At 64.1% G+C, this 11,878-nt stretch carries 11 protein-coding genes; 2 read left to right on the top strand and 9 right to left on the bottom strand.

The window, feature by feature from the left end:
- Positions 1 to 175: 175 nt before the first annotated feature.
- The 3 genes from GWC77_RS06955 to GWC77_RS06945 form a co-directional block, all read right to left on the bottom strand.
- Entirely contained in the window at positions 176 to 676 is a 501-nt protein-coding gene (locus tag GWC77_RS06955; RefSeq protein ID WP_173256158.1) for a MerR family transcriptional regulator, read from the bottom strand.
- A gap of 122 nt (positions 677 to 798) precedes the next feature.
- Complete coding sequence (clpB, locus tag GWC77_RS06950) at positions 799 to 3,396, bottom strand: ATP-dependent chaperone ClpB (RefSeq protein WP_173256157.1); 2,598 nt, start codon at positions 3,394 to 3,396, stop codon at positions 799 to 801.
- 71 nt (positions 3,397 to 3,467) lie between these two features.
- Entirely contained in the window at positions 3,468 to 3,980 is a 513-nt protein-coding gene (locus GWC77_RS06945) for an Rrf2 family transcriptional regulator (protein ID WP_173256156.1), read from the bottom strand.
- A 208-nt stretch (positions 3,981 to 4,188) separates the two neighbouring features.
- On the opposite strand from GWC77_RS06945, the gene GWC77_RS06940 reads away from it, so the two are divergent.
- Positions 4,189 to 4,770, top strand: coding sequence for a group III truncated hemoglobin (locus GWC77_RS06940; RefSeq protein ID WP_173256155.1), 582 nt, complete (start codon positions 4,189 to 4,191; stop codon positions 4,768 to 4,770).
- A 14-nt stretch (positions 4,771 to 4,784) separates the two neighbouring features.
- On the opposite strand, the gene moaE is transcribed toward GWC77_RS06940, so the two are convergent.
- The 6 genes from moaE to GWC77_RS06910 form a co-directional block, all read right to left on the bottom strand.
- Entirely contained in the window at positions 4,785 to 5,303 is a 519-nt protein-coding gene (gene moaE, locus GWC77_RS06935; protein WP_173256154.1) for a molybdopterin synthase catalytic subunit MoaE, read from the bottom strand.
- A 28-nt stretch (positions 5,304 to 5,331) separates the two neighbouring features.
- A complete protein-coding gene (moaD, locus tag GWC77_RS06930; protein WP_173256153.1) occupies positions 5,332 to 5,589 on the bottom strand; it encodes a molybdopterin converting factor subunit 1 in 258 nt (85 codons plus the stop codon).
- A 31-nt stretch (positions 5,590 to 5,620) separates the two neighbouring features.
- The gene (gene glp / locus GWC77_RS06925) at positions 5,621 to 6,913 is read right to left on the bottom strand and encodes a gephyrin-like molybdotransferase Glp (RefSeq protein ID WP_173256152.1); all 1,293 of its coding nucleotides are present in this window, start codon (positions 6,911 to 6,913) and stop codon (positions 5,621 to 5,623) included.
- Between the two features lie 97 nt (positions 6,914 to 7,010).
- On the bottom strand, positions 7,011 to 8,462 hold the full coding sequence (gene thrC / locus GWC77_RS06920) for a threonine synthase (protein WP_173256151.1): 1,452 nt from the start codon (positions 8,460 to 8,462) through the stop codon (positions 7,011 to 7,013).
- Positions 8,463 to 8,480: 18 nt separating this feature from the next.
- The gene (locus GWC77_RS06915) at positions 8,481 to 9,806 is read right to left on the bottom strand and encodes a homoserine dehydrogenase (RefSeq protein WP_173256150.1); all 1,326 of its coding nucleotides are present in this window, start codon (positions 9,804 to 9,806) and stop codon (positions 8,481 to 8,483) included.
- 65 nt (positions 9,807 to 9,871) lie between these two features.
- Positions 9,872 to 11,110, bottom strand: coding sequence for a pyridoxal phosphate-dependent aminotransferase (locus GWC77_RS06910; protein ID WP_173256149.1), 1,239 nt, complete (start codon positions 11,108 to 11,110; stop codon positions 9,872 to 9,874).
- Between the two features lie 297 nt (positions 11,111 to 11,407).
- Between GWC77_RS06910 and GWC77_RS06905 the strand changes: the two genes are divergently transcribed.
- Positions 11,408 to 11,782 (top strand): Mth938-like domain-containing protein, encoded by a 375-nt coding sequence (locus GWC77_RS06905; protein ID WP_173256148.1) that lies wholly within the window; start codon positions 11,408 to 11,410, stop codon positions 11,780 to 11,782.
- Positions 11,783 to 11,878 lie beyond the last annotated feature (96 nt).

The following is an 11,878-nucleotide window of genomic DNA, read 5'->3' as shown; positions in this document are numbered from 1 at the left end:
TGCAACATGCGCCGAGCGTCAATCAACAAACGCTTGTCAGCGTCAATCAACATCGGCATCATCAACCTCGCCGCGACATTCTCATCTTGTTTGTCGCGCGTCTCTCATCCAGATTGTCGCGCCACAGGCGCCAGCGCGGCAATCACGCGTTCACCGGCTTCCCCGTCGATTTCCCTCAGCTTGTTCCATCCCCGCGCGTAGCGTTGTTCGGCGGCCGAGGCGTTCGTTTCGGTGTTTTGCATGACAGGTCCTTTCGTAGTTGAGTCGTCATGGACCGGCTGGCATCATCGGCCGGCCGAGTCCGCGTCATGTCGTGCGCGAGTGCCTCGTAGTGGCGAATCTTTTCGTCGATCGCCGCGAGGTTCGTCTGCAACTGTGCGAGCTGATCGAGCATGCTCTCGCGGTGCTCGGTCAGCAGCGCGAGCCGCTCTTGCGCCGTTTCGTCGCCGCGGGCACGCAATGCCGCAAAAGCCTGCATGCCGGCAATCGACATGCCGGTCGCCTTCAACCGCATCACGAATCGCAGCCATTCGATATCGGTGCGCGCATAAAGCCTGTGACCCGCGCCGGTACGCGAGACCGGCAACAGCAGGCCGGCCTGCTCGTAGTAGCGCAGCGTATGCGTCGATACGCCGAGCTCGGCGGCCATGCGTCCGATCGTGAGCGCTTCTGACATGACATCCTCAACGTTAAGACTTCGAGTGCACACGAAGTCAAGCACCCGATGCACCGAAACTAAAAAAAAACGGCCGAGCATCCTAGGCTCGGCCGCCGCTGCGCCGCATGATTTGCGACGAATCAGTGAACGACACGCTCGAACACGAACTTGCCGTCGTGCACGTCCACAGGGATCACGTCCTTCGGGCCGAATCGGCCCGCGAGAATCAGCTTGGCGACCGGATTCTCGATCTCCTGCTGGATCGCGCGCTTCAATGGCCGCGCCCCGAAGAGCGGGTCGTATCCGACCTTCCCGATCTGCTCCAGCGCTTCATCCGAAACGACGAGCTGCATTTCGAGCTTCGCGAGCCGGTCGTGCAACCGCTCGAGCTGGATCTTCGCGATCGATTCGATGTTCTTGCGATCGAGCGCATGGAACACGACGACCTCGTCGATCCGATTCAGGAACTCGGGACGGAAGTGCAGCTTGACCTCGGTCCACACCGCGTCCTTGATCGCTTCCTGCGGCTCGCCCGACATCGCTTGAATCATTTGCGAGCCGAGATTCGACGTCATGACGATCACCGTATTCTTGAAGTCCACGGTACGTCCCTGACCGTCGGTCATGCGGCCGTCGTCGAGCACCTGCAACAGCACGTTGAAGACATCGGGGTGTGCCTTTTCGATTTCATCGAGCAAGATGACACTGTACGGCTTGCGACGCACGGCCTCGGTCAGATAGCCGCCCTCTTCATAGCCGATATAGCCGGGCGGCGCGCCGATGAGACGGGCGACGCTGTGCTTTTCCATGAACTCGCTCATATCGATGCGAATGAGGTGCTCTTCCGAATCGAACAAGAACGACGCGAGCGCCTTGCACAGTTCGGTCTTACCGACCCCGGTCGGGCCCAGGAACAGGAACGAGCCGTATGGCCGGTTCGGATCCGCGAGCCCCGCGCGCGAGCGGCGGATCGCGTCCGCCACGGCGCTGATCGCCTCGTCCTGACCCACGACACGCTCGTGCAGCTTGCCCTCGATCTGCAGCAGTTTTTCGCGCTCGCCTTGCATCATGCGCGACACCGGAATGCCCGTTGCACGCGATACCACTTCGGCGATTTCCTCGGCCCCCACTTGCGTGCGCAACAGCCGCGGGCGCTCGGGATTGTGCTGCTCCTTCGCCTCGGCCTGCGTGACTTGCTTCAAGCGCGCCTCGAGCTCCGGCAGCTTGCCGTATTGCAACTCCGCGACCTTTTCGAGCTTGCCCTCGCGCTGCAGGCGCGTGATTTCGGCGCGCGTTTTCTCGATCTCTTCCTTCAGCTGCGCGCTACCTTGAACGGCCGCCTTTTCGGCCGTCCAGATCTGCTCGAGATCCGAGTACTCGCGGTTGAGCCGCTCGATCTCCTCCTCGATCAATTGGAGCCGCTTTTGCGATGCCTCGTCCTTTTCCTTTTTCACTGCCTCGCGCTCGATCTTGAGCTGGATCAGCCGCCGGTCGAGACGGTCCATCGCTTCGGGCTTCGAATCGATTTCCATCTTGATCTTGGAAGCGGCTTCGTCGATGAGGTCGATGGCCTTGTCGGGCAGGAAGCGATCGGTGATATAGCGGTGCGACAACTCGGCCGCGGCCACGATCGCGGGATCGGTGATCTCCACGCCGTGGTGGAGTTCGTAGCGCTCCTGCAGACCCCGCAATATTGCGATCGTCGCCTCGACGGAGGGTTCATCGATGAGCACTTTCTGAAAGCGCCGCTCGAGCGCGGCATCTTTTTCGATGTACTTGCGATACTCGTCGAGCGTCGTCGCGCCGATGCAGTGCAACTCGCCTCGCGAGAGCGCCGGCTTGAGCATGTTGCCTGCGTCGATCGCACCTTCCGCCTTGCCTGCGCCCACCATCGTATGGATTTCGTCGATGAAGACGATCGTCTGCCCTTCGTCGCGCGCGATATCGTGCAACACCGCCTTGAGGCGCTCTTCGAACTCGCCTCGGTATTTGGCGCCGGCAAGCAGGCCGGCCATGTCGAGCGACAGGACGCGCTTGTTCTTGAGCGATTCCGGCACTTCCCCGTTGACGATGCGCTGCGCGAGACCTTCGACGATCGCGGTCTTCCCGACGCCGGGCTCGCCGATCAGTACCGGGTTGTTCTTGGTGCGGCGCTGAAGAATCTGGATGGAACGGCGAATTTCGTCGTCACGCCCGATCACCGGATCGAGCTTGCCGGCGCGCGCGCGCTCGGTCAGGTCGATCGTGTACTTTTTGAGCGCCTCGCGCTGGCTCTCGGCCTCCGCGCTATGTACCTGGGCCCCACCGCGCACAGCGGCGATCGCCGTCTCGAGCGCGCGGCGCGTCAGACCATGCTCGCGCAGCAGCTTGCCGGCCTCGCCCTTGTCGTCGGCTACGGCAAGCAGGAACATCTCGCTCGCGATGAACGTATCGCTCAGTTGCTGTGCTTCCTTGTCGGCCTGATTGAGCAAGCCGTTGAGCTCGCGGCTCAGCTGGATGTTGCCATCGGTTCCCTGCACCTGCGGCAGGCGCGCAATGGCGTCGTTGACAGCCGTTTGCAAGGCCTGGATGTGCACGCCCGCGCGGGAAAGCAGCGAGCGCGAGGAGCCATCTTCCTGCGCAATCAGGGCCGCCAGGACGTGTATGGGCTCCAGATACTGGTTGCCCCGGCCGACGGCAATGCTTTGCGCGTCGGCCAGCGCTTCCTGAAATTTGGTGGTGAATTTGTCGATTCTCATGAAGAGACCTCCAATTTTGACTACCACCAACATGAGGGGCAAGCCGTGCGTTTCAAGCGTGCCCGATCGAATCAGGTGCCGCCGTCGTCCGTCACGGCGATCGGTACGATCGTCCTTCCGCCCATATCGGGCGCCGCGACGAGCGGCACGCCGAGGAGCGCGGCAAGCGGCGCCGCCTGCCCGACGAGATCGGCGAGCGTGTGCCGGTCCAACTCCGCAAGGAATGCGCCACGCGCTGCCTCGAAAATGTGTCTGAGCCGGCATTGCGGCTCGATGACGCACTGCCGGGCCTCCCCGCCACCGCGTTCGAAACAACCGACGAGCGCGAAGTCGGTCTCGGTCGCCCGGACCACCTCGCCGATCGTCAGCGCAAGCGAACGGTCATTGAGCCGCAGGCCGCCATGCCGGCCTCGTATCGTGTCGATCCACCCCCGCTCGCCGAGCTGCTGCACGACCTTCATCAAATGGTTCTTCGAGATTCCGTAGGCATCCGAGATGTCCTGAATCGTCGACAGGCCGTCGCGGCGGACGGCCAGATACAGCATCACGCGCAACGCGTAGTCGGTGTAGTCGGTCAATCTCATGGCTTGGTTGGCATCGGCATTTGGGGTACGAGCGCCCGGGCGGGCAAAAACCGTGTCCGGCGAAGGGTTGTCTACACGGCGTGTTGACCATAACATGCGTTGCCGGGATGGGTTCACGCAGTGCGGCATCGAAATTGCCCATCTCGATAAGGAATGAAGTATGGCGCGCCGTTTCGCCGCATGCCAGCGCGCTCCCTCGGAATTTGCGATGACTACCCCACCTCGTCCCGGCGAACAGACGCCCGGCGCCTGCCCCGCAGCCCCAGCTCGCGAGAGCGCTCCGACCGAAGCGAACATCCGCGAGCTCGTCTACGCGTTTTACGACCGCGTCCGGGCCGATGCGCTGCTCGGGCCGGTTTTCGATGCCGTACTGCACGGCCGCTGGGACGAGCACCTGCCGAAGATGTGCCTCTTCTGGGGCGCGCTGGTGCTTGGCGACAAGCGCTACCGCGGCAACGTCCAGTCGGCGCACCAACCGATCGAGGGGCTCGAACCCCGGCATTTCAGCCGCTGGCTGCACCTTTTTCTCGATACCGTCTGCGATCGCTACGAGCCCGCGGCGGCCGTACGATTCATGGAGCCCGCGTTGCGCATTGCGCAAAGCTTGCAGCTCTCGCGCTTCGGTTGGGACTACGAGGTCCCGCCAGAGCAGCAGGCGCTGCTCGAGCGCATCGCGCCGAGGCGGTCCACCGACGATATATCGGAGGTTTCGCCCGGCGGCAGACGGCGCGCGCCGGCGGAGCCATTTCCGGCCAAAATCATCGGCCGCGGCAACGACGAGGTTTCCTAGGGTCGGAACAGGCCCTAGCGGTCGCCCGGCTCCGTGCCTGCGTCGCTCGCACCCGTGGCCGCGTTGCTGGCATTCGTGGCCTCGATCCCCCAGCGCGCCAGTGCGGCGTCGTCGGTCACGCGCGCATCCACCCAACGCGAACCGGCCGGCGTCGTCTCCTTCTTCCAGAATGGCGCCTGAGTCTTGAGGTAGTCCATCACAAACTCGCACGCCGAGAACGCGTCGCCGCGGTGAGCCGCCGTGGCCGCCGCCAGTACGATCTGATCGAGCGGATAGAGCTTGCCCACGCGGTGCACGATGAGCACGTCCGCGCCGGGCCAACGCCGCCGGGCCTCGTCGACGATCGACTCCAGCGCTTTTTCGGTCATGCCCGGGTAATGCTCGAGCTCCATGGCGACGACGTCGTCGCCGTCGTTCATATCGCGTACCGTACCGACGAAGCACGCCACCGCGCCCACTTTGGGGTTATGCGCACGCAGCGCAGCCACCTCGGTGCTCAAATCGAAGTCGGCGGTCTGAACTCGTACAGTCATAAGCCCCCTCCTCGTTCGCGGCTCGCGCTCACCCGCCCGTCACAGGCGGAAAAAACGCGACTTCGCAGCCGTCGGTCAGCCGCGCGGCCGCATCGGTCATCGTCTGATTGCAGGCCATGCGCAAGGCGCGGCCCTCGGCGAGCGCCTCGCTCCACGCGCCGCCGCGCGCGCGCAGCCACGCTCGCACGTCGCCGATCGTGCAGATGTCGTCGGGCAATTCGACCGACTCGTGTGCCAGGCCGACCGATTCCCGCACGCTTGCGAAATACCTCAGTTCGATTTTCATTCGATGCCAATTCGCCGTTCAGTACCGCCCGTCAGCCGAGCAGCTCCGAAAAAGGAAGAAAACGTACGGTCTCCCCCGCGCTGATCGCGTGATTGGGCGGATTGTCGATGAGGCCATCCCCCCATACGGTCGAGGTCAGCACGGCCGAACTCTGATTCGGGAAGAGCTCGAGTCCGCCTGCCGCATTGATGCGCGCGCGCAGGAACTCGTTGCGACGATCGGCCTTTGCTTGCGTAAAGTCCGCGCGCAGGGATATGGCGCGCGGCGCCACGTCGCGAGCGCCCCCGAGCCGCAGCAGGAACGGACGGACGAACAGCAAAAAGGTCACGAAGCTGGAAACCGGGTTGCCGGGCAGGCCGACAAAAAACGTCTCCGCCTCCATCGCGGGCGAACCTTGGCTCGGAGCAGCCGCCTGAGCGCCGTTCGTCACCTGCCTGCGCACCGCACCGAACGCGAGCGGCTTGCCCGGCTTCATCGCGATCTGCCAGAGCGCGAGGCGGCCCAGCGCTTCGAGCGCGGGTCTGATGTGATCTTCCTCGCCGACGGATACGCCGCCGGACGTCAGAATCAAGTCATGCTCCCGCGCGGCCGTCGCCAGCGCCTCGCGGGTTGCGTCGAGCCGATCCGGTACGATGCCGTAGTCGGTGACGGTGCAACCGAGCCGCTCCAACAGCGCGCGCAACGTGAACCGGTTCGAGTTGTAGATTCGCCCGGGCGCGAGCGGCTCGCCCGGCATCGTCAACTCGTCGCCCGTGAAAAACACCGCGACCTTTACCCGGCGCGCCACCGTGAGCGCCGCGCACCCGATCGAGGCCGCGAGGCCGAGCGCCTGCGGCGTCAAGCGCGTGCCGGCCGGCAATATCACCGCACCACGCCGGATATCGGCGCCCTGCATCGTGATCCATTCGCCCGGCCGCGGGGTATGCAGGATTTGCACGGTATCGCCGGACACCTCGGCCTGCTCCTGCATCACCACCGCATCGGCGCCCGGCGGTACCGGGGCGCCAGTGAAGATGCGCGCCGCGGTCCCGGCCGCAAGCGGAGCAGCCTGTTGGCCGGCGGCAATCCGCTGCGAAACCGGCAGCGCCCGTTCTCCATGGAGCAACTCCGCGCTGCGAACGGCGTAGCCGTCCATTGCGCTCGTGTTCATGGGCGGAACGTCGATGGCGGACACCACGTCGGCGGCCAGGACACGCCCGAGCGCCTCGACGGTCGGCACCGTTTCGGTGCCGGAGATGGGCCGCGCGGCCGCGAGCAGCGCGGCGAGCGCGTCGGCCGTCGACATGAGCGGCGGGCGGGTTGATGTTGCGCTTGGCGTGGACATCGGTCTGACGGGCGAGTCTGAAGGCGAGACTGTCATTGTAGCGACGTGCGCCGCTAACGGCGCGCCGCCGTTGCCAACAGCTCGCCGGGACGCCGACTTAAAGCCCGGTATGCGCCGCGATGAACTCCTTCACGCGGCCAGCATCGGCCGGCAGCACCTCGAAGCGCTGCGGCAGCAATTCGAGCCCCTCGAACCCGGCCGGCCGTTCGGGCTCGCGTCCGAGCGCCTCGCGAATCGTTTCGCCGAACTTGATGGGCTGCGCCGTCTCCAGCACGACCATCGGCACGCCGGGCTCGAGATGCTCTCGGGCCACCTTGACGCCGTCGGCGGTATGCGTGTCGATCATCATGCCATAGCGGGAGAAGACGTCGCGGATCGTCGCGACACGGTCCGCATGCGTGCTGCGTCCCGAAACGAAGCCGAACTCGCGCACGCGGGCAAAATCGCCGCTCGCGGCCAGATCGAAGCCGCCCTTTTCCTCGACGTCGCGAAAGAGCTGCAGCACACGCGACGGATCGCGGCCCAGCAGATCGAAGACGAAACGCTCGAAATTCGACGCCTTCGAGATGTCCATGCTCGGGCTGCTCGTATGGAACGTCTGAGCCGCGCCGCGCACGCGATAGACGCCGGTGCGGAAGAATTCGTCGAGTACGTCGTTTTCGTTGGTGGCGACGACGAGCTTGGCGATCGGCAACCCCATCATGCGTGCGATGTGCCCCGCGCAGACATTGCCGAAGTTGCCGGAGGGCACCGTGAATGACACGCGCTCGTCGTTCGAGCGTGTCGCCGCGAAATAACCCTTGAAGTAATAGACGACTTGGGCCACCACGCGCGCCCAGTTGATCGAATTGACCGTGCCGATATGCTGCCGCGATTTGAACGCATGATCGTTCGACACCGCCTTCACGATGTCCTGGCAGTCGTCGAAGACGCCTTCGACGGCAATGTTGAAGATGTTCGGCTCTTGCAGGCTGTACATCTGCGCCGTCTGGAACGCACTCATCTTGCGATGCGGGGAAAGCATGAAAACGCGCACGCCGGCCTTGCCTCGCATCGCGTATTCAGCCGCGCTGCCCGTGTCGCCCGATGTGGCGCCGAGGATGTTCAGCGTCTGCCCATGCTTCGCGAGCGCATACTCGAACAGATTGCCGAGCAGTTGCATCGCCATGTCCTTGAACGCAAGCGTCGGACCGTTCGACAGCTCGACGAGTGCAAGCGGCGCACCGCTCTCCACCCCGAGTTGCCTCACCGGCGTGATCGCGCGGGCGTCGTCGCCCGAGCGCGCGTTGCAATAGACGTCGGCGCGGTAGGTGCGCCGCGTCAGGGCGCGCAGGTCGTCGGCCGGGATATCGTCGGTGAACTTCGACAGGACTTCGAAGGCGAGCTCGGCATAAGGCAGAGCGCGCCAGCGCGCGAGTTCCTCGGACGAGACACGAGGATATTCGGCCGGCAGGTACAGACCGCCGTCCTTCGCCAGACCACCCAGCAAGATGTCGGAGAACGTATGGCGCTCGCCGATGCCGGCGCCACGCGTCGAAATGTAGTTCATAAGAAATCTCTCTTCGGCTCAGGCGAGCGCTTCGATGCGCAGTTTCGTGACGTTCGAGACGACGGTCTCGAGCGCCTCGATCCGAGCGATGGCCGCATTGACGTTTTTCTCGAGCGTCTCGTGCGTAATGATGACGACGTCCGTCTGTCCGTCCCCCGCAACCTGCTCCGCTTCGCGTTGCAGCATGGCATCGATGGAAATCCCCGCATCGGCAAGCAGGCGCGTCACATCGGCGAGCACGCCTGTCACATCCGCCACGCGCAGGCGCAGGTAATAACCGCTCGTGACTTCTTCGATCGGCAGCACCGGCGTGTCCGACAGGCTTTGCGGCTGGAACGCGAGGTGCGGCACGCGATGCTCGGGGTCCGCCGTATGCAGGCGGGTCACATCGACGAGATCGGCGACGACGGCCGATGCCGTCGGTTCCGCGCCCGCGCCCTTGCCGTAGTAAAGCGTCGCGCCCACAGCATCGCCATGCACTTCGACCGCGTTCATGGCGCCTTCGACGCTCGCGATGAGGCGCTTGGCCGGAATGAGCGTAGGGTGCACGCGCAACTCGATGCCGCGTGCCGTACGCCGCGTGATGCCGAGCAACTTGATGCGATAGCCGAGGTCCTCCGCGTACTTGATATCGGTGGCATCGAGCTTCGAGATGCCTTCGACATAGGCGCGATCGAATTGCATCGGCACGCCGAATGCAATGGCGCTCATGATCGTCAGTTTATGCGCGGCGTCGATGCCCTCGATGTCGAAGGTCGGGTCCGCTTCGGCATAACCGAGTGCCTGCGCGCCGGCCAGCGCTGTCGCGAAGTCGAGCCCGCGTTCGCGCATCTCCGAAAGGATGTAATTCGTCGTTCCGTTGATGATGCCCGCGATGTACTGGATGCGATTGGCCGTCAGGCCCTCGCGCAGTGCCTTGATGATCGGAATGCCGCCCGCCACCGCCGCCTCGAACGCCACCATGACGCCTTTCTCGCGCGCTGCCGCGAAAATCTCGGTGCCATGCACGGCCAGGAGCGCCTTGTTCGCAGTGACGACATGCTTGCCGTTGGCGATGGCGCGCAGCACGAGTTCGCGCGCGATACCGCTGCCGCCGATCATCTCGGCCACGATGCCGATCGCCGGATCGTCCACGACAGCGTTGAAATCGGCACCGACTTGCACATCGCTCGCGGCATCGCCCAGGGCGACAAGCGCCTTGGCTGGGTTGCGCACGGCGATGCGAGCGATTTCGATGCCGCGGCCAGCGCGGCGTTTGATTTCTTCCTGATTGCGCCGCAGCACCGTGAAGGTGCCGCTTCCTACCGTGCCGAAGCCCAACAGGCCAACTTTGATCGGTTCCATGCAGCGTCTGAGTCGATTGGATAATGCGTTGATGAGTGTGTCTTGCGCCCGCGCCTCGCGTCGCATCACATGCTGTGACGTTTGCGATAGCCCTCGAGGAACCGCGCGATGCGGCTGATCGAATCGGTCAAATCGTCGGCGTTCGGCAGGAATACGACCCGGAAGTGATCGGGGCCCGGCCAGTTGAAACCCGTGCCTTGCACGAGCAACACACGCTCCTCGAGCAGCAGATCGAGCACGAACTGCTGATCGTCCTCGATCGGATAGACCTTCGGGTCGAGCCGCGGAAACATGTACAGCGCGGCCTCGGGCTTCACGCAACTGACGCCCGGGATCGCATTGAGCATCTCGTAGGCAATCTGGCGCTGCTTGTGCAGCCGCCCGCCCGGCATGATGAGATCGTCGATGCTCTGGTAGCCGCCCAGCGCAGTCTGAATGGCGTACTGTCCCGGCACATTGGGGCAAAGGCGCATCGAGGCGAGGATGCCGAGCCCCTCGAAATAGTCTTTTGCACGCCGGCGGTTCTCGCCTGTCAACCCCGAGACATACATCCAGCCGGCGCGGTAGCCGCACGAACGGTAGCTCTTCGAGAGGCTGTTGAAAGTGACCGTCAGCACGTCCTCGGACAGTGCGGCGACCGACGTGTGCTTCTTGCCGTCGTAGACGATCTTGTCGTAGACCTCGTCGGCGAAAATGACGAGGCCGTGCTGGCGCGCGATTTCGAGCAAATCGAGCAGCAACTCGTCCGAGTAGAGCGCACCCGTCGGATTGTTCGGGTTGATGATGACGAGCGCGCGCGTGTTCGGCGTGATTTTCGCGCGCACATCGTCGAGATCGGGCATCCAGCTGTTCGATTCGTCGCACAGATAGTGAACGGGCGTGCCGCCGGATAGACTCACCGCGGCTGTCCACAGCGGATAGTCGGGCGCCGGCAGCAGGACTTCGTCGCCGTCGTTGAGCAGGCCCTGCATGGCCATGACGATCAGTTCGGACGCGCCGTTGCCGATATAAATGTCGTCGAGCTCGACCCCCGCCACGCCCTTTTGCTGCGAGTAGTGCATGATCGCCTTGCGCGCCGCGAACACGCCCTTCGAATCCGAATAACCCGACGAAACGGGCAGATTGCGGATCATGTCCTGGACGATTTCCTCGGGCGCATCGAAGCCGAACGGGGCGAGATTGCCGATATTGAGCTTGATGATCTTGTGACCTTCGTCCTCGAGGCGCTTGGCATGCTCGAGCACGGGCCCGCGGATGTCGTAGCAGACATTCAACAGCTTGTTCGATTTGAGAATCGGTTTCACGGCGACACGTTTCCTCGGGAAAGGCCTGAAGGGGCGAAAGCGCTGGCAGCCGAGGCGCCGGACGCGCCAGGACGGTGCCGGGCGCGGCGGCGAATTCACCGGGTGGGGGAGCACGCGAGGCGGGCCAACGCGTCAGCGCTTTTGGCGCTCGTTGCCAGACTCCCCGCGCGGCAATCGCGATGCAAAGGGCGCCGCCAGGCGGCTAAAAAGTTATAATTTAGCGGATTTCGGCCAACTTTCGCAATGCACAATCGCTAGGAGCCGAAAGCCAGCCCGGAAACTACGGAAAAAACGGATTTGAAATTACACCAGGATTCGAGCGGCGCCCTGAACACGGTCACCGGTTACGGCGCCCACTACGTGGAGATCAATCTCGAGCGCCACGAAAGCAGCGTCGTCGTGGTGCCGGACGCGCCCGTCGTCGAGTGGCCCGTCTCCTCGTTCGATACGCTGAGCGTGGAACACTTCGAGATCGTGCTGGCCACCGAGCCCGAGGTGGTCGTCTTCGGCACCGGCGCACGCCTGCGGTTCGCGCATCCGCGTCTGACGGCCGCGCTCACGGCGCGGCGCATTGGCGTCGAATCGATGGATTTCATGGCCGCCTGCCGGACTTACAACATTCTGATGGCCGAAGGCCGGCGGGTCGCGGCGGCGCTGCTCATCGAGCGATGACGGTTCGCCGCGCGTGCCGTGCCGCGTCCGAGAGCGCAGCCGTAGCGGCCGCGCTCTCAGCGGTGCGAGGAGCCGGCTGTGCGCCGCCGGCGCACC

This window comes from Paraburkholderia sp. NMBU_R16 (assembly GCF_013282575.1).
Lineage (GTDB): Bacteria > Pseudomonadota > Gammaproteobacteria > Burkholderiales > Burkholderiaceae > Trinickia.
Note: the sequence above shows the minus strand (reverse complement) of the source record. Positions and strands in the feature narration are given on the sequence as shown.